Below are 17855 nucleotides of genomic sequence, written 5' to 3' on the forward strand. Positions count from 1 at the left end.
TTAGCGTCCGTCAGAGCTCGCTTCTGACCTTGCTGAAGACTTTCCAGAAGGCGGCGTCCTGCGAGGTCGCGAAGTTGATCCGCATCATGGTGCTGGGCGGCCGGCGCGCGTGGAAGAGCGAGCCCGGCGCCAGCAGGTAGCCCTGGTCGAGCATGCGCTGGGTGAGCGCGTCGGTGTCCACGCCGGTGTCGACCCAGCCGAAGAGCCCCGCGGGCTCCGAGGCGAAGGTGCAGCCGTGCGCCATCGCCAGCTTCACCGCCCGGCCCCGCGCCCCGTCGAGCCGGATGCGCACGCGCTCGGAGTGCCGGCGCAACTGCCCCTGGTCGATGCACCACGACAAGGCCCGCTCGAAGAGCGTCGGCGAGGTCAGCGTGGCCAGCAGCTTGGTCTCGAGCAGCCGCTCCTTCAACTCGGGCGGCGCGGCCAGGAAGCCGATGCGCCAGTTGGGCGCCAGGATCTTCGCGAAGCCGCTGACGTAGATGGTGCGCTGCAGCCCGTCGAGCGCGCTCAGCCGGGTGGCGTGCTCGGGGGCGAGGTGGCTGTAGGTGTCGTCCTCGACGATGTGGAAGCCGTGCTCGTTGGCCAGCTTGAGCACGCGGTGCGCGCTGCCCGGCGTGAGGCTGTAGCCGGTGGGGTTGTGCAGCACGCTCACGCTGACGAAGAGCTTGGGGCTGTGCAGCTTGCAGTACTGCGCCATCACCTCCAGGTCGGGCCCGTCGGCGCGGCGCGGCACCGGCAGGATGCGCATGCCCAGCGCCTCCAGCCGCGCGAACTCCAGCGCCCAGCCCGGCTCCTCGACCATCACCGGGTCACCCGGGCGCAGCAGGGTGCGGCTCACGATGTCCAGCGCGTGGGTAGCGCCGACGGTGGTGACGATCTGGTCGGGCGAGGCCGGCACGTTGATGCCCACCAGCTTCTGCGAGAGGCTGCGCCGCAGGCTCATGTCGCCGGCGGGCTCGCCGTACTGGAGCGACAGCTCCTGCAGCGCGGCTGTATTGGTCATGCGCCGCACGGCCGTGGGCATGAAGGTGGAGGCCATCCAGTCGGGCGGGAACACGCCCATGCCCGGCTGCGGCTTGTCGCTCGGGCGGTGGAACATGCTGCGGATCAGCGAGCTGGCGTCGGCCGGCACGCGCGAGGCCATCATCTGCACCGCGATCGCCGCGGGCACGCCCATCGCGCCGTTGGCGTCCGCGCCGTTCGCCGATCGGGCGTCCTGCGCGGGAGCGGAATCGCGCACGTAGAAGCCGCGCTGCCGCCTGGCCTCTACCAACCCCTGCGCCAGCAGCTGGTCGTACGCGGCGACCACGGTGTACGGGCTCACGCCCTGCTGCCGCGCGCATTCGCGCACAGAGGGCAGCCGCGCGCCCGGCGGCAGCAGCCGCGTGCGGATGCGCTCGGCCAGGCGGTCGGCGAGTTGCCCCGTCAGCGACTGTGTGGAGGTGCGTGTGAGCATGCGTCGTCCGGGCTGTGCCGGTTTCCCTGGCTTCTGTGTCGAAGGGATGACCAATACAGATTGCCTGATTGTTCGATCATCTGTACTGGAACTGTAATGGTCGCAAGTTTAGAGTGTGTGTCATGAACTGGCAAGAATTCACCGCGCTGCTGGTGCTGGCCACGGCGATGAGCTTCTCGCCCGGCCCCAACACCACGCTTTCCACCGCCCTGGCGGCCAATGGCGGCCTGCCGCGCGCCATGCGCTTCGTGGTCGCGGTGCCGGTCGGCTGGACCCTGCTGCTGGCGCTGTGCGCCGCCGGCATCGGCGCGCTGGTGGTGGCAATGCCCTCGCTGCGGCTGGCCATCAAGGCGGTGGGCATCGGCTACCTGCTGTGGCTGGCTTGGAAGCTCAGCGGCAGCGCCACGCTCGGCAAGGCCGATGGCAAGAGCCTCTCGGTGGGCTTCGGCCAGGGCGTGATGCTGCAGTTCGTGAACATCAAGGCCTGGCTGCTGGCGCTCACGCTGGTGGCCGGCTGGATCGCCGGGCAGCCCGACGCGCTGCACCGCTTCGCGATCGTGGCGCCGGTGATGCTGGCCTATGCCTTCGTCAGCAACTTCGCGTATGCGCTGGTCGGCGCCATGCTGCGCGACTGGCTGGCCAAGGGCTCGCGCCTGCTGTGGTTCAACCGTGCAATGGGCCTGGTACTGGTGCTCACCGCCTGGTGGATGGTGGGCGTATGAGGAGCATCAAGGACGAGACGCTCGGCATGTGGCTGGGCGTGCTGGGCGTTGCGATGTTCGCCGTCACGCTGCCGATGACGCGCCTGGCCACCGGCCCGCAGGAGGCGCCGCAGCTCTCGCCGTGGTTCGTCACCCTCGGGCGCGCGGCGCTGGCGGGCGTGCTGTCGGCCGTCTTCCTGCTGGTCACGCGCTCGCCGCGCCCGGCCCCGCACCAGTGGAAGCCGCTGGGCATGGCGGTGCTGGGCAACGCCATCGGGTTCCCGCTGCTGCTGGCTTATGCGCTGCGCGTGGTCACGGCCAGCCATGCGGCGGTGGTGACGGCGCTGCTGCCGCTGGTCACGGCCGCCGTCGCGGCCTGGGTGCTGCATCAGCGCGCGCGGCTGGGCTTCTGGCTCTGCGCCATCGCGGGCAGCCTGCTGGTGGTGGTGTTCTCGGTGCTGCGCGCCAGCCAGAGCGGACACGGCTTCGGCTTCGAATGGGCCGACCTGCTGCTGGTGGGCGCGGTCATCGCGGCCTCGCTGGGCTACATCTACGGCGCGCAGGTCACACCCTCGCTGGGCGCCGAGCGCGTGATCTGCTGGGTGTGCGTGATGGCGCTGCCCGTCACCCTGCCGGCCACGCTGATGCTGTGGCCCACGCAGCCGGTCGCCACCGCCTCCTGGCTGGGCTTCGTCTACGTCGGCACTTTCTCGATGTGGATCGGCTTCTTCGCCTGGTACCGCGGCCTGGCCCTTGGCGGCGCGCTGCGCGTGAGCCAGACGCAGCTGCTGCAGCCTTTCCTGTCGATCCTCGCGTCGATCCCGATCCTGGGCGAGCCGCTGGACGTGGTCACGCTGGCCTTCGCGGTCGCCGTGGTTGCCACGGTGGTCATCGGCAAGCGGCTGTCGCAGCCGGCGGCGCCTGCCCCGGCGCCCACACGCGGCCTGGACGACAAGCGGGCCCATGTCGTGTACCGTGACTGATCCGCGCCGTTGCGCCCTCCCGAACATCCGAATCTCACCTCACCGCCTGAAAGAAGAAAGCCATGAACTGGAAACTCGCCGCCCGCGCCGCCAAGATGAATCCCTCGGTGCTGCGTGAAATCCTCAAGGTCACCGAGCGCCCCGGCATCATCAGCCTGGCCGGCGGCCTGCCCTCGCCCAAGACCTTCCCGATCCAGGCCTTCGCCGACGCCTGCGCCGAGGTGCTGCACAACGACGGCCAGGCCGCGCTGCAGTACGCCGCGAGCGAAGGCTACGCGCCGCTGCGCCAGGCGGTGGCCGACATGCTGCCGTGGGACGTCGATGCCTCGCAGGTGCTCATCACCACCGGCTCGCAGCAGGGCCTGGACCTCGTGGCCAAGGTGCTGATCGATCCGGGCAGCAAGGTGCTGGTGGAAACGCCCACCTACCTCGGCGCGCTGCAGGCCTTCGGCCCGATGGAGCCGCACCCCGTGGGCGTGGCCAGCGACGACGACGGCGTGATCGTCGACGACCTCGTGGCCAAGGCCAAGGACGCGCGCTTCATCTACCTGCTGCCCAACTTCCAGAACCCCACCGGCCGCACCATGACGGAAGAGCGCCGCGCCGCCGTCTCGGCAGCCGCTGCCGCCGCCGGCCTGCCCATCGTGGAGGACAACCCCTACGGCGAACTCTGGTTCGACGAAGCCCCGCCGCTGCCGCTGGCCGCGCGCAACCCCGAGGGCGTGATCTACCTGGGCTCGTTCTCGAAGGTGCTGGCCCCAGGCCTGCGCCTGGGCTTCCTGGTGGCGCCCAAGTCCATCTACCCGAAGCTGCTGCAGGCCAAGCAGGCCGTCGACCTGCACACACCCATCTTCACGCAGCGCATGGTCTCGGCGGTGATGAAGGACAGGTTCCTCGACACCCACGTGCCCACCATCCGCGCGCTCTACAAGCGCCAGCGCGACGCGATGATGGCCGCGCTCACGCGCGAGATGGCCGGCCTGGACGTGAAGTTCAACGCACCCAAGGGCGGCATGTTCCTGTGGGCGCGCCTGCCCGAGGGCGTGGACACCGTGAAGCTGCTGCCCAAGGCGGTGGAGCGCAACGTGGCCTTCGTGCCCGGCGCGCCCTTCTACGCCGGCGAAGGCGATCCGCGCACGCTGCGCCTGTCGTTCGTGACGGCCAGCGTGGAAGAGATCGACACCGCCATCGCCGCGCTCGCGCAGACGCTGCGCGAGGAACTCGTGCTGCTGGGCGACAGGAAGCTGGCCGCCACGCCGGCCTGAGGCCGGCCGCGCCAGCACCCGAGCCCGAAGGAGCCCGCGTTGATCGGCCTCGCGACACTTTCGCTCTTCATGCTCGCGGTGCTGGCGCTGTTCCTGTCGCCGGGCCCGAACATGGCCTTCGTGCTTTCGCACGGCGTGGCCCACGGCCCCCGCGGCGGCTTCGCCGCGGCGCTGGGCATCTCGGCGGCCGACCTGGTGCACACGCTCTCGGCGGCCACCGGCGTCACCGCGCTGGTGGCGGCATGGCCGCCTTCGTTCGACCTGCTGCGCTACGCGGGCGCGCTCTACCTGGTGTGGCTCGCGGTGCAGGCGCTGCGCAACGGCGGCATCGGGCTTCGCATGGGTGCCCGGGCCAGGCCCGCCGGCTTCGGCCGCATCGTGCGCATGGCGCTGCTGAACAACCTCGTCAATCCGAAGGCGCTGCTGTTCTTCATGGTGTTCCTGCCGCAGTTCGTCGACCCGGCACGCGGCAGCGTGACGCTGCAGCTGCTGCAGCTCGGCGTGCTGCTGTCGGCGGCCGCGCTGGCCTTCAACACGCTGCTGGGCGCTTGCAGCGGCCAGATCGGACGCTGGCTGCAAAAGCGCCCCGGCGCGGCGCGCATCCAGAACAGCCTGCTGGCGGCCGTGATGCTGGGGCTGGCGGTGCGGCTGCTTTTTCTCGATCGTCCTTCGCCGCGCTGAATGGCGGGCAAAAAAACGACAACCAGGAAAGAAAAGACATGCTCAACATCTGGGGCCGCATCAGCTCGATCAATGTCCGCAAGGTGGTGTGGTGCGCGCAGGAGCTCGGGCTCGACTTCCAGCGCACAGAGGCCGGCGGCAGGTTCGGCGTGGTGCAGACGCCCGAGTACCTCGCGCTCAATCCGAACGCGATGGTGCCCACCATCGACGACGGCGAGGGCGCCGAGCGCGTGACGCTGTGGGAATCGAACGTGATCGTGCGCTACCTCTGCGCGAAGCACTCGCACGGCAACCTCTATCCGGCCGAGCTGCCCGCGCGCTTCGACGCCGAGCGCTGGATGGACTGGCAGCAGACCACGCTCAACCGCGCGAGCCGCGACGCCTTCGTCCAGTGGGTGCGCACGCCGCCCTCGGAGCGCCAGCCGGCGCTCATCGAGGCCTCGGTGCGCGCGAGCGAAGCGCTCTTCGCGATGCTCGACGCGCACCTCGCGCGCCAGCCCTACATGGCCGGCCAGCGCTTCACCATGGCCGACATCCCGGTGGGCTGCGAGGCGCACCGCTGGTTCGGCCTGCCCGCCGCCGAATACCGCCGGCCGAGCTGGCCGAACGTGGAGCGCTGGTACTCCGAACTGCTTTCCCGCCCGGGCACGCGCGGCGTGCTCGATTTATCCCTCGAATGAACCCGATGAAATCCCGCCCCTTCAAGCAAGTCGACGTCTTCACCGCCACCGCCTACTACGGCAACCCGCTCGCGGTGGTGATCGACGGCCAGGACCTCGACGACACCGCCATGCAGCGCTTCGCGCAGTGGACGAACTTGTCCGAAACCACCTTCCTGCTGCCGCCCACCGACCCGGCGGCCGATTACCGCGTGCGCATCTTCACCCCCGGCGGCGAGCTGCCCTTCGCCGGCCACCCGACCATCGGCAGCTGCCATGCGTGGCTGGAGGCCGGCGGCAAGCCCAAGGCGGCGGGCATGGTGGTGCAGCAGTGCGGCGCCGGCTTGGTGCCGCTGCGCCGCGACGGCAGCCGCCTGGCCTTCGCCGCCCCGCCGCTCAGGCGCAGCGCGCCCAGCCCCGCGCTGCTGGCCAAGGTGGCGGGCGCGCTGGGCCTGAAGGCGCAGCAGGTGGTGGCGGCGCAGGTGCTGGACAACGGCCCCGTCTGGTTCGGCCTGCTGGTCAACGACGCCGACGCGGTGCTGGCGCTGCAGCCCGACCACCGCGCGCTGAAGGAGCTGGGCGTGAAGGCCGGCGTGGCGGGCGTGCCCGCGGCGCACGACACCTCGCTGCTCATCGGCCGCTCCAACCGCGAGGCGCGTGCCTTCGGCAACCGGCCCGCGGTTCCCAACGCGGACGGCGCGAAGATCGACCTCGAGGTGCGCGCCTTCGCCGAGCCCATCGGCGTGCAGGAAGACCCGGTCACCGGCAGCCTCAACGCGAGCCTGGCCGAATGGCTGATCGCCGACGGCCACATGCCCGAGCGCTACCTTGCCGCCCAAGGCCAGTGTCTGGGCCGCGCGGGCCGCGTCCACATCGAGCGCGACGCCGAAGGCCGGATCTGGGTCGGCGGCGACGCCGTGACCTGCGTGGACGGCAGCGTCTCGCTCTGAACGGGCCGCCCGCCATGCACGCGCAACTCGACCACCTGGTGATCGCCGCAGCCTCGCTCGCCGAGGGCGTGGCGTGGTGCGAGGCCACGCTCGGCGTCACGCCGGCGCCCGGCGGCTCGCATCCGCTGATGGGCACGCACAACCGGCTGCTGAACGTCTCGGGCGATGCCTTTCCGGCGGCGTATGCGGAGATCATCGCGATCGAGCCCGGCAAGCATCCCTCGCGGCCCAGGACGCGCCGCTGGTTCGACCTCGACGACGCGGCACTGCAGGCCGGTCTCGCGCGCCATGGCCCGAGGCTGATCCACTTCGCCGCGCGCGTACCCGACGCGCATGCGGCGACACGCGCGCTGGCGCGCGAGGAGCACGCGCACATCGACCGCGGCCAGCTTCTCGAAGCCTCGCGCGATACGCCCGCCGGCCGGCTCGAATGGCAGATCACCGTGCGCGACGACGGCCAGCGGCTGTTCTACGGCGCGCTGCCCACGCTGATCCAGTGGGGCGCCGTGCATCCCACCGACGCCATGCCGGCGTCGGGCCTCGTGCTGCGCTCGCTGCGCGCCACGCATCCGCGCGCCCCCGCGCTGGCCGCGGCGCTCGCAGCCATCGGCATGACGGGCATCGACATCGATGCCGGCGCGCCCAACCTGGTTGCCGTGCTCGACACGCCGCGCGGCAGCGTCACCCTCGAATCACAAGGACTCTGACATGCTGAGCCTCGCCGAGATCGCCCTCTTCGCCTTCGCCTCGCTGCTGCTGGCGCTCACGCCGGGGCCGAACATGATCTATTGCGTCTCGCGCACGCTGGTGCAGGGCCGGCGCGCGGGGCTCATCTCGCTGGGCGGCGTGCTGCTGGCCTTCCTGGTGCACCTGTTCGCGGCGGCGCTCGGGCTCACCGCGCTGCTGCTGGCAGTGCCGCTCGCGTTCGATGCGATCCGCATCGCGGGCGCGGCCTACCTGCTGTGGCTCGCATGGCAAGCGGTGAAGCCGGGCGGCAGCGCGCCCTTCGAGGCACGCGCGCTGCCGGCCGATCCGCCGGGCAAGCTGTTTCGCATGGGCTTTCTCACGAACCTGCTGAACCCGAAGGTGGCGATGTTCTATCTCTCGTTCTTCCCGCAGTTCATCCACCCCGAGCGCGGCTCGGTGCTGCTGCAGAGCATGCAGCTGGGCATCGCGCAGATGACGGCCAGCGCGCTGGTCAACACCGTGATGATCGTCGGCGCCGCCGGCATCACCGCCGTGCTGTCGCAGAGCGCCGGCTGGCTGCGCGCGCAGCGCTACATCATGGGCAGCGTGCTCGCCGCGCTGGCCGTGCGCGTGGCGCTGACCGAACGCAAATAAGAAACAAGGAAAGAGCCAGGAGACCCGATGAGATTCACCCGAGAAGAGATCGAAGCCGCGCGGCGCACCGTGCGCGCGGCCATGCCGCCCACGCCGCAGTACGCCTGGCCGCTGCTGTCGCAGCGCCTGGGCGCCACCGTGTGGGCCAAGCACGAGAACCACACGCCGGCCGGCGCCTTCAAGATCCGCGGCGGCCTGACCTACTTCGAGACCCTGGCGCGCGAGCAGCCGGCGGTGCGCCACGCCATCAGCGCCACGCGCGGCAACCACGGCCAGTCGGTCGGCTTCGCGGCGCGGCGCCACGGGCTGGGCGCGACCATCGTGGTGCCGCACGGCAACTCGACCGAGAAGAACGCCGCGATGCGCGCGCTGGGCGTCACGCTGGTGGAGCACGGCGACGACTTCCAGGCAGCCTCCGAGCATGCGGCCGCGCTGGCCGAGCGCGACGGCCTGCACCGCGTGCCCTCGTTCCATCGCGAGCTGGTGCGCGGCGTCTCGACGGCGTATGTCGAATTCTTCGAGGCGCTCTCAGCCGAGCCGCCCGACGTGCTGTTCGTGCCCATCGGCCTGGGCTCGGGCTTCGCGGCCGCTGCGGCGGCACGCGCGCATTGCGGCGTGTCGACGAAGCTCATCGGCGTGGTGTCGGCGCATGCCACGGCGTACCGCGACTCCTTCCGGGCCGGCAAGCCGATCGAGTCGCCCGTGACCACGCGGCTGGCCGACGGCATGGCCTGCCGCACGCCGGTGCCCGAATCGGTGGAAGTGATATTGCGCGAGGCCGACGACGTGGTGACGGTCACCGACGACGAGATCGCGCAGTCCATGCGCATCCTCTTCAGCGACACGCACAACGTGGCCGAGGGTGCCGGCGCGGCCGCGCTGGCCGCGGCGCTCCAGCAGCAGGAACGCTGGCGCGGCAAGACGGTGGGCGTGTGCGTGAGCGGCGGCAATGTCGACTCCGGCATGTTCGCCGGGGTACTGGCCGCCTGATCGTCAATCAGGGAAGAGGCCCCGTGTTGGCCGTGTCCAGCGGCAGCCGCGACACCTCTTCCAGCAGCAGCGCGAGCTGACGAGCTGCCTCGTCGACCACCGCCTGCCCGTGCGCTGCCGTGGCGGCTGCCGCGTTGCCGGCGGCGCCGTGAGGGTTGTAGTCCTCGATGGCCCAGCCGAGCTTGGCGCTCCTGCCGTTGCCAAGGATCGCGTAGTCGGCGGCGCGCTGGCGCGAGGTGGAATCGAAATCCCGCGCCTCGCCCATGCGCACCAGCTGCGGTGAGAGCGCCAGCATCATCGAAGTCTCGATCTCGCCCGCGTGCACGCCGAAGCGGTGCTCCTGCGCGCTGAACTGCGCGCCCGCGTCGCCCAGCGGCAGGTTGAACCAGCTCACGCTGTAGACGATGAGGCCGTGCTCGGCGCGCAACTCGCGCGCCACGATGTCCATCGCGCCCACGTGGCCGCCGTGCGCGTTGAAGAGCACCAGCTTCTTCACCCCGGCACGCGCCACGCCCGCGCCGATTTCCTTCCACATGCGGATCAGCGTTTCGGCCGACAGCGTGAGCGTGCCCGCGAAGCGCGCGTGCTCCGGGCTCAGGCCGATCTGCTGGGTCGGCAGGAAGAGCACCGGCAGCGCGGCCGGCAGCAGCGGCAGCGAGGCGGCGACGATGCCGTCGGCAAGCACGGTGTCCACGCCCAGCGGCAGGTGCGGTCCGTGCTGCTCGGTCGCGCCCAGCGGCAGCACCGCGACGGTGGCCGCCGCGCCGAGCGCGGCGAAGTCGCGCGTGGTGAGCTGCGACCAGAAGCGAGGGAGCGGCGGCAGCGGAGTCGCCGGGGAGGCCTGAGGTGCGTTCATCACGCGATCTTAGGCCGGGGCGGAGCCTGGCGCCCGTCGGTCGCTTGGGAGTCCGTCCGACAAAAGCGATAGCCGCGAACGCCCAAAACGCGAATCTGTTCACACATATAACCAATTCCTCGGTCTTTTGTTTGCGCCTGTTAACAATGATGTCTAAAGTGATTCCAGATCTGAATTCCTGATCGGGGCTGCCGGCCTGTCACATCGGCAACCCCGGTCCTTGCGGCGCCGTCATGGGTGCCGGGGTTTCTTTTCCGGATTTCCAAGGGAGCAAGGTGTTCATCCAGAAAAAAACTGGAGGCACGGCCATGGTCACGCGCAGCCCCGCGCCGACCTGTTCGTTGCTTCGTCGATTCGCGCAGACCGCGCAGAGATTTCCCCCTTTGCCTCTGGCGTGCACGCTGGCCTTCGCTGCACCGGTGGCGCTTGCACAGCCGCATCCGGCACCTGCCTTGCCGGTCGCAGCCGGCCAGAGCGCGTCGCCCTACGACGCGCGCCAGCACGACGCGCTGATCGTCGCGCGCCGCGAAGGCCGCGTCACCGGCGCCGAGGCGCTGCGCCGGCTGAAGGCATGGCTCGCCTCGCCGATCGACGACGGCGAGGCCCGCCGGCGCGTGGCCTCCGACGCCATCGCGATCGCATCCGCCGATGGCCAGTACGCCGAGGCCGTGGCGCTGGGCCGACAGTTCGCGCCCTCGACGCTGGGCACCTATGCCCTGGGCCCGCTCGCGGTGGCCGCGAGGCGCGCCCATGACTCCGACCTGCGGGGCGAAGTCATCGGCGTCTGGCGCGCGCGGCAGCCCGCTGCGCGCGAACCGCGCGTCCACGAAGCCTGGTGGCGCCTCGAAGGCGGCGACCTTGCCGCCGCACAGGCGCTGTACGGCGAACTGTCGCAGCCGGCCCCGACGCGGATCGAGGACCGCGTCGCGCTGCTCGAACTGCGCGGCGCCCTCGCGCGCGCCCGTAAAGACACGCTGCAGGCGCTCGGCGCCTACACCGAGGCCGGCGCGCTGCGGCCCGGGCGCGTGGACCTGCGCCGCGAGGCCGACTTCCTGCTCGCGGCCAGCGGCGCCGCGTCGAGCGCCCTCGAGAGCGCGGAGGCCGCGCAGCGCGCCGATCCCGGCAGCTTCTCGCCGCTGGCGCTCTCCACCCTGCAGCAGGAGGCGCTGGCGCAGCGGCTGCGCTGGGCGATACGCGCACGCGACCAGCGCCTTGGCATGGAGCGCGTCGCCGCGCTCGACCGCGTGCTGGCCGACCAGGAAGCCGCGCTCGCCCGCGTCGACGCCGCCGCCCCGCAGGCCGAGCCCGTGGACGCCGACGCATGGCGCACCGTGCGGGCGAGGCTGCAGTCCGACCGCCTGCTGGCGCTGGTCGAACGCGGCCGCCCGGCCGAGGCCATCGCGCTCTACGACACGCTGCGCGCCACCGACACGAACATCCCCGCCTATGGGCTGGCAGCCGTGGGCCGCGCGCTCGCGCAGGAGCGCCGCTCCATCGAGGCCGTGCCGGTCTACGAAGCGGCCCTCGCCTGGCGCGGCGCCGACATGCCGATGCCCGACGAGACCTGGCTCGGGCTGGTCTACGCCTACCTGGACGTGGGTCGCTTCGCGGACGCCGATGCGCTGCTGCAGCGCATCGAGGCCGCCACCCCCGCGCATCTGCGGCTCGCGCCCGAGGCCGGCCGCCCGAACGGCGAGTACAGCGATGTCAGCGGGTTGCGCGGCCTGGTGCAGCTTTACTCCGACCGCCCGGCGCTCGCGCAGCAGAGCTTCTCGGTGCTGACGCGGGAAGCGCCGCTCAACGCCGGCTATGTGCACGGCGCGGCCCTCACCGAGCGGCTGCGCGAGCACCCCGAGGCTTCGCTGGCGCGTTACGAGGCGCTGGCCGCCGATTCGCCCTACGACAGCGGCGCGCGCATCGGCCACGTCGAGGCGCTGCTCGATGCGTCCGAGTTCGCGCAGGCCCGCCGGCGCGCCGAATCGCTTTACGCCGACATGCCCGACTCGGTGCCGGTACGCGAGATGGAACGCAAGCGGCGCGCCCTGGTCGACCCCAGGCTCGACGTGGACGCCGAAGCCTCCTCCGGCGGCGCGGCCATCGCCAACCACGAATGGCGCATCGACAGCCGCCTCAGCTCGGGCCTCATCGACGATCGCTGGCGCGTGTTCTACGAGCAGACGCTGGGACGCGGCAGCACCGACATCGGCAACGCGAACTGGGCGCGCGGCGGCATCGGCATCGGCTGGGAGCAGGGCCGCTGGCTGGCCGAGGGCATCGTGCAGCACGCGAACACCGGCCCCTACCGCAACAGCGTGGCCGGCCGGCTCGACTACCGAGCGGGCGATGCGTGGCGGCTGTCGGCCACCTACGACGGCGACAGCCGGGAGCTGCCGTGGAAGGCACGCGCGGCCGGTATCGGCGCGCACGAGTTCGGCGCGAGCGCGGGCTACGTGGTCGACGAATCGCGCCGCTTCGACCTGAAGTGGCAGCGGCTGGACTTCAGCGACGGCAACCGGCGCGACGGGGTCGACATCGGCTGGCGCGAGCGCTGGATCAGCACGCCGGCCTTCCAGCTCGAGACCCGGCTCGGCGCCGACGCGAGCCGCGGCCGTGCCATCGACGCGCCCTACTTCAACCCGTCGAGCGACTCCAGCGTGCAGTTCAGCGTGCGCGCGCAGTGGCTCAACTGGAAGCGCGACGACCGGCAGTTCTTCCAGGTCGTCGAGCTCGGCGGAGGCAGCTACCGGCAGGCCGGCTTCGGCAGCGGCCCGACCTGGAGCCTGCGCTACGAGCACCGCTGGAACCTCGGGCCGAAGCTCACGCTGCGCTACGGGCTGCTGGTCGGCGGCCATCCCTACGACGGCGTGCGCGAGCGACATCGCGGCGTCTTCCTGAACCTCTCGACTCCCCTGCCGTGATGAGAAGAACGACGACGAAGCCTCCTCCCCTCGCCTTCCTGCGCGCGGCGCTGCCCTGGCTGCTGGCGCTGCTGGCGCTGCTGGCGACCTGCTCGCTGCCGGCCGTCGCGCAGCCGCTGCCGCCCGCCGATCCCGACGACGGCCTGAGCTTCCGGGTGATCTCCTTCCACGACGTGCGCGCCAACGTGCGCGAGAGCTTCGAGGCATCGCCCGACGAGACCGCGGTGGACGAGCGCACCTTCGCCGGCACCCTCGCCTGGCTGCAGTACAGCGGCTACCACCCGGTGAGCCTGCAGCAGATCGTCGACGCGCGCGCGGGTGGCAAGCCGCTGCCGCCCAAGCCGGTGCTGCTGACCTTCGACGACGGCTATCGCAGCGCCTACACCAAGGTCTTCCCGCTGCTCAGGCGCTACAACTATCCGGCGGTGATGGCGCTGGTCACGAGCTGGCTCGAAGTGCCCGAAGGACAGCAGGTGCACTGGGGCGACAGGCCCGCGCCGCGCGAGAACTTCTTGCTGTGGAGCGAAGCCGCCGAGATGGCGCGCTCGGGCCTGGTCGAATTCGCGAGCCACAGCGACGCGATGCACACCGGTATCCTCGCCAACCCGCAGGGCAACCTGCTGCCGGCCGCGGCCACGCACCGCTACGACCCGAAGACCGGCCGCTACGAGGACGACGATGCCTACGTGCAGCGCGTCGAGGCCGACCTGCGCCGCAGCCGCGAGATCATCGAGCAGCGCACCGGCGCGAAGGTGCGATCGATGGTGTGGCCCTACGGCGCCTACAACAGCGCGGCCATCGAGGCATCGAAGCGCGCGGGCATGCCCTTCACCTTCACGCTCGACGACGGCCCCAACGCGCCCGCCGTGCCGCTGGCGCGCATCCGCCGCGCACTGGCCGCCTACGACAACGAGGCACCGGCTTTCGACCGCATGCTGCGCAGCCCCGTGGGCGGCGAGGTGCGGCCGGTCAATCGCGTGATGCACGTGGACCTCGACTACGTGTACGACCCCGATCCCGCCCAGCAGGAGCGCAACCTCTCGATGCTGATCGACCGCGTGGCCGCCGTGCGTCCGCGCGCGGTGTTCCTGCAGGCGTACGCCGACCCCGACGGCGACGGCGTGGCCGACGCGCTGTACTTTCCCAACCGCCACCTGCCGGTGCGCGCCGACCTGTTCGGGCGCGCGGCCTGGCAGCTGCGCAGCCGCGCCGGCGTGAAGGTCTACGCCTGGATGCCGGTCATGGCCTTCAGGCTGCCTGCGTCGAACCCGCTCGCCACGCACACGGTGACGGCGCAGGACGGCGCGACGCACGTCGACCGCTACCACCGCCTCACGCCCTTCGACCCCGCGGTGCGCGCGCTGGTCGGCGACATCTACGAGGACCTGGGCCGCCACGCCTTCTTCGAGGGGCTGCTGTTCCACGACGACGCGATGCTCTCCGACGACGAGGACGCGAGCCCCGCCGCGCTGGCCGCGTATGCCGGTTGGGGCCTGCCTGCCGACGTGGCCGCGATCCGCGCGAGCCCGGAGCTGATGGCGCGCTGGACCGCGGCCAGGACGCGCTACCTGATCGATTTCACGCAGGAGCTCGCCGCGCGCACCGGCGCCTGGCGGCCCATGCTGGAGACCGCGCGCAACCTCTACGCCCGGCCGGTGCTCGAGCCCCAGGCCGAGCAGTGGTTCGCGCAGAACTACGAGGCCTCGCTCGCCGCCTACGACTACGTCGCGCTCATGGCCATGCCGCGCATGGAGCGAGAGGCCGATGCGCAGGGTTGGCTCGCGCGCCTGGCCAAACGCGCCGCCGACACGCCTCGCGGCCTCGACGGCACGGTCTTCGAACTGCAGGCGCGCGACTGGCGCACCGGCAAGCCCGTGCCCGATGCCGAACTCGCGCGCCAGTGGACGCTGCTGCAGCGCGCCGGCGTGCGCCACCTGGGCTACTACCCCGACGACTTCCTCAACGACCAGCCGGGGCTGGACACCGTGCGCCGCGCGATCTCGGTGCGCACCCTGCTGCCGCGCGCGCTGCGCACGCCGGCCGAGACCGAAACCCCGCCGCGTCCGGCGCAAAGAGAGCGTTCGCCATGAGCCCCGCCATGCAGTTCCTCGCGCAGACGCTGCCCTCGCTGCTGTTCGGCTTCGTCTTCTACTACCCGTTCTTCATGGCCTATGTCTGGATGGCCGGCGGCCTCTCGCATGCGTGGGTGTTCGAGCGCAGGCAGGACGTGGACGTCAACCCGCTCGACCTGCTGCCCTCGCGCCCGCTGGTCACGGTGGTGGTGCCCTGCTTCAACGAGGCACCGCACCTGCGCGAGGTGATCGAGCAGCTGATGCGCACGCGCTACCCGTACTGCGAAGTCATCGCGGTGAACGACGGCAGCACCGACAGCACCGGCGAGCTGCTCGACGAGATGACCAAGGAATACGGCCGCCTGCGCGTGATCCACAACGCCAGCAACCAGGGCAAGGCCGTGGGCCTGAACACCGCCTGCCAGCTCGCGCGCGGAGAGTACATCCTGGGCATCGACGGCGACGCGCTGATCGACGAGGACGCCATTGCGTGGATGCTGCTGCCGATGCTGGCCTCCGAGCGCATCGGTGCCGTCACCGGCAACCCGCGCATCCGCACCCGCACCACGCTGCTGGGGCGCATGCAGGTGGGCGAGTTCTCCTCGATCATCGGCCTCATCAAGCGCTCGCAGCAGCTGGTGGGAACGCTCTTCACGGTGTCGGGCGTGATCGCCATGTTCCGGCGCCGCGCGGTGATCGACGTGGGCTTCTGGAGCCCCGACGTGCTCACCGAGGACATCGACATGAGCTGGAAGCTGCAGATCGCCGGCTGGCAGCTGCGCTTCGAGCCGCGCGCGCTGTGCTGGATCCTGATGCCCGAGACCTTGCGCGGTCTCTGGAAGCAGCGCCTGCGCTGGGCCATGGGCGGCATCCAGACCATGCTGCGCTGCAGCTCGCACATCCTGCGGCCGCGCCACTGGCGCATGTGGCCCGTCTACATCGAGTACATGACGAGCATCTTCTGGGCCTACGCCATGGCCCTGGTGCTCGTCGTCAGCCTGGTGCGGCCCTTCCTGCCGTCCGACTCCTCCTGGCACTCGGCGCTGCTGCCGCACTGGCAGGGCACGCTGCTGGCGATGACCTGCATCCTGCAGATGCTGCTGAGCCTGTGGATCGACCGCCGTTACGACCGCGACCTGATGCGCTACTTCGCCGGAACGATCTGGTACCCGATCGCCTTCTGGACCATCACGATGGCCACCACCGTGATCGCCTTTCCCAAAGCCCTGATACGCCGCCGGGGCAAACGCGCGGTGTGGACAAGCCCCGACCGAGGAGTTTCCGATGTCCCATGAGTCCGTGTTCCCCTCCAGCTATCCGCCAGACATGCACACCGACGCGGCGCCGCCCAGCCGCCGCCGCTCCTGGGGGCAGCCCGCGGTGGAGGAGCCCATCATCGACGCCGCGCGCATCCCGCTGCGCGCCTTCGGCAGCGGCCGCTCCCCGCAGCGCGCGCTGGCCATGTACCTGTGGCTGCGCCTGCTGCGCCCCGCCGTCACCATCGCGATCTGGTTCTGCGCGCTCTGGTACGCATGGCCCTACGTGCTGGGCGCGCGCTCGCAGCCCGAGGTGATGCACCTGCTGAGCCTGTACGGCCTGGTGATCTGCGGCATCCTGCTGTCGATGCTGGTGATCGCGCCGTGGCGCCGCCGGCAGCATCGCCGCGAACCGGCTCCGGTGAAGGAGAAGTCCTCCCTCTCCGCCCTGGCCACCTACATCGAGGTGCCCCCCGCGCGCCTGTCGACCTGGCAGCGCACGCGCCAGCTGCTGGTGCACCACGACAACAACGGCCACCTGCGCGAAGCCATCGATACCACGCCGGCCGCCCTAGAACCCGAGCCACGTCCAGCAAGGAAGAAGCGCTGAGCGCGTGCAGGGGTTTCGCGGTGGTGATTGAATCGCCGCACCCATCCTGCAATCTCCCACCAAGGACCCGTTTCATGGACCTCCAGCTCCAGGACCAGCACGTACTCGTCACCGGCGGCAGCAAGGGCATCGGCCTGGCCTGCGCGCTCGGCTTCCTGCGCGAAGGCGCGCGCGTGAGCCTCGTCTCGCGCGACCTCGCCAACCTCGAACAGGGCCGCAGGACGCTGGCCGAGTCGTTCCCGCAGGCCGAAGGCCGCGTGTCCGTCCACGCAGCCGACCTCAAGGACCCGGCCGGCGCGCTCGCCGCGCTCGATGCCGCCGAACAGGTCTTCGGCCCCGTCGACGTGCTCGTCAACTCCGCCGGCGCCGCGCGCCGCACCCCGCCCGACGATCTCACGCCCGCGTCATGGCACGACGCGATGGACGCCAAGTACTTCACCTACATCCACATGATCGACCCCGTCGTGAAGCGCATGGGCCAGCGCGGCCGCGGCGCCATCGTCAACGTCATCGGCCAGGGCGGCAAGGTCGCCAGCCCCGTGCACATGGCAGGCGGCGCCGCCAACGCCGCCCTCATGCTCGTGAGCGCCGGCATGGCCGCCGCCTACGCCGCCAAGGGCGTGCGCGTGAACGCCGTGAACCCCGGCCTCACCCTCACCGAACGCCTGCAGGAAGGCATGAAGGCCGACGCCAGGCTGCAGGGCATCGGCACCGACGAGGCCCTGGAGCGAGCCAAGGCAAGGCTGCCGCTGGGCCGCATCGCGACGCCGGAGGAAGTGGCGAACACGGTGCTGTTCCTGGCGTCGCCGAAGGCGAGTTATGTGACGGGCGCGATCGTGGCGATGGATGGTGCGGTGACGCCGATGATCTGAGGGGAACGAGAAAGCACGGCAACATAAGCGCCGCTGCCCTCACCCCGGCCCTCTCCCGCAAGCGGGAGAGGGAGCCAATCCGAAGGCCGAGCGAAGCAATGGCTCGGGTCGCTCCCCTCTGGCTGCGCCGAGGAGCGCAGCGTTTCGCGGATCAGGGCTCGCCCTTGTCTGAGCGAAGCGAGTTTGGGCGAGACCCCGCGAAACGCGAGCACCGCAGGTTGCCCGCAGCGAAGCGGAGGGTCGCA

The 17855-nt window shown here is 71.0% G+C and carries 16 protein-coding genes; 14 read left to right on the plus strand and 2 right to left on the minus strand.

From position 1 onward, the window contains the following. Nucleotides 1–10: 10 nt before the first annotated feature. Complete coding sequence (locus tag EJP67_RS10155; protein ID WP_126021579.1) at nucleotides 11–1456, minus strand: aminotransferase-like domain-containing protein; 1446 nt, start codon at nucleotides 1454–1456, stop codon at nucleotides 11–13. A gap of 122 nt (nucleotides 1457–1578) precedes the next feature. On the opposite strand from EJP67_RS10155, the gene EJP67_RS10160 reads away from it, so the two are divergent. From EJP67_RS10160 to EJP67_RS10200, 9 genes are all read left to right on the plus strand, one after another. Then, the gene (locus EJP67_RS10160; RefSeq protein ID WP_126021580.1) at nucleotides 1579–2178 is read left to right on the plus strand and encodes a LysE family translocator; all 600 of its coding nucleotides are present in this window, start codon (nucleotides 1579–1581) and stop codon (nucleotides 2176–2178) included. After that, nucleotides 2175–3140 (plus strand): DMT family transporter, encoded by a 966-nt coding sequence (locus tag EJP67_RS10165; RefSeq protein ID WP_126021581.1) that lies wholly within the window; start codon nucleotides 2175–2177, stop codon nucleotides 3138–3140. The genes EJP67_RS10160 and EJP67_RS10165 overlap by 4 nt, the downstream gene beginning before the upstream one ends. A gap of 62 nt (nucleotides 3141–3202) precedes the next feature. Next, entirely contained in the window at nucleotides 3203–4405 is a 1203-nt protein-coding gene (locus tag EJP67_RS10170) for an aminotransferase-like domain-containing protein (RefSeq protein ID WP_126021582.1), read from the plus strand. A gap of 39 nt (nucleotides 4406–4444) precedes the next feature. After that, on the plus strand, nucleotides 4445–5086 hold the full coding sequence (locus EJP67_RS10175; RefSeq protein ID WP_126021583.1) for a LysE family translocator: 642 nt from the start codon (nucleotides 4445–4447) through the stop codon (nucleotides 5084–5086). A 38-nt stretch (nucleotides 5087–5124) separates the two neighbouring features. After that, a complete protein-coding gene (locus tag EJP67_RS10180) occupies nucleotides 5125–5766 on the plus strand; it encodes a glutathione S-transferase family protein (protein WP_126021584.1) in 642 nt (213 codons plus the stop codon). A 5-nt stretch (nucleotides 5767–5771) separates the two neighbouring features. Further along, nucleotides 5772–6695: a PhzF family phenazine biosynthesis protein gene (locus tag EJP67_RS10185; protein ID WP_206169478.1), complete on the plus strand. Its 924-nt coding sequence runs from the start codon at nucleotides 5772–5774 to the stop codon at nucleotides 6693–6695. 14 nt (nucleotides 6696–6709) lie between these two features. Continuing rightward, nucleotides 6710–7402: a VOC family protein gene (locus tag EJP67_RS10190; RefSeq protein WP_126021586.1), complete on the plus strand. Its 693-nt coding sequence runs from the start codon at nucleotides 6710–6712 to the stop codon at nucleotides 7400–7402. Nucleotide 7403: 1 nt separating this feature from the next. After that, a complete protein-coding gene (locus tag EJP67_RS10195; RefSeq protein ID WP_126021587.1) occupies nucleotides 7404–8036 on the plus strand; it encodes a LysE family translocator in 633 nt (210 codons plus the stop codon). Nucleotides 8037–8063: 27 nt separating this feature from the next. Then, nucleotides 8064–9026 (plus strand): threonine dehydratase, encoded by a 963-nt coding sequence (locus EJP67_RS10200; RefSeq protein ID WP_126021588.1) that lies wholly within the window; start codon nucleotides 8064–8066, stop codon nucleotides 9024–9026. A gap of 7 nt (nucleotides 9027–9033) precedes the next feature. On the opposite strand, the gene EJP67_RS10205 is transcribed toward EJP67_RS10200, so the two are convergent. Continuing rightward, on the minus strand, nucleotides 9034–9882 hold the full coding sequence (locus EJP67_RS10205; protein ID WP_126021589.1) for a creatininase family protein: 849 nt from the start codon (nucleotides 9880–9882) through the stop codon (nucleotides 9034–9036). Nucleotides 9883–10265: 383 nt separating this feature from the next. Between EJP67_RS10205 and pgaA the strand changes: the two genes are divergently transcribed. From pgaA to EJP67_RS10230, 5 genes are all read left to right on the plus strand, one after another. Then, nucleotides 10266–12800, plus strand: a complete 2535-nt coding sequence (pgaA, locus tag EJP67_RS10210) for a poly-beta-1,6 N-acetyl-D-glucosamine export porin PgaA (RefSeq protein ID WP_206169479.1) — start codon at nucleotides 10266–10268, stop codon at nucleotides 12798–12800. Further along, nucleotides 12800–14890: a poly-beta-1,6-N-acetyl-D-glucosamine N-deacetylase PgaB gene (gene pgaB / locus EJP67_RS10215; RefSeq protein WP_126021591.1), complete on the plus strand. Its 2091-nt coding sequence runs from the start codon at nucleotides 12800–12802 to the stop codon at nucleotides 14888–14890. The genes pgaA and pgaB overlap by 1 nt, the downstream gene beginning before the upstream one ends. Beyond that, nucleotides 14887–16167: a poly-beta-1,6-N-acetyl-D-glucosamine synthase gene (gene pgaC / locus EJP67_RS10220; RefSeq protein WP_126021592.1), complete on the plus strand. Its 1281-nt coding sequence runs from the start codon at nucleotides 14887–14889 to the stop codon at nucleotides 16165–16167. The genes pgaB and pgaC overlap by 4 nt, the downstream gene beginning before the upstream one ends. After that, nucleotides 16157–16738, plus strand: a complete 582-nt coding sequence (gene pgaD, locus EJP67_RS10225; protein ID WP_240650581.1) for a poly-beta-1,6-N-acetyl-D-glucosamine biosynthesis protein PgaD — start codon at nucleotides 16157–16159, stop codon at nucleotides 16736–16738. The genes pgaC and pgaD overlap by 11 nt, the downstream gene beginning before the upstream one ends. 74 nt (nucleotides 16739–16812) lie before the next feature. Further along, the gene (locus EJP67_RS10230) at nucleotides 16813–17610 is read left to right on the plus strand and encodes an SDR family oxidoreductase (protein WP_126021593.1); all 798 of its coding nucleotides are present in this window, start codon (nucleotides 16813–16815) and stop codon (nucleotides 17608–17610) included. Nucleotides 17611–17855 lie beyond the last annotated feature (245 nt).

The organism is Variovorax guangxiensis (assembly GCF_003952165.1).
GTDB lineage: Bacteria > Pseudomonadota > Gammaproteobacteria > Burkholderiales > Burkholderiaceae_C > Variovorax > Variovorax guangxiensis.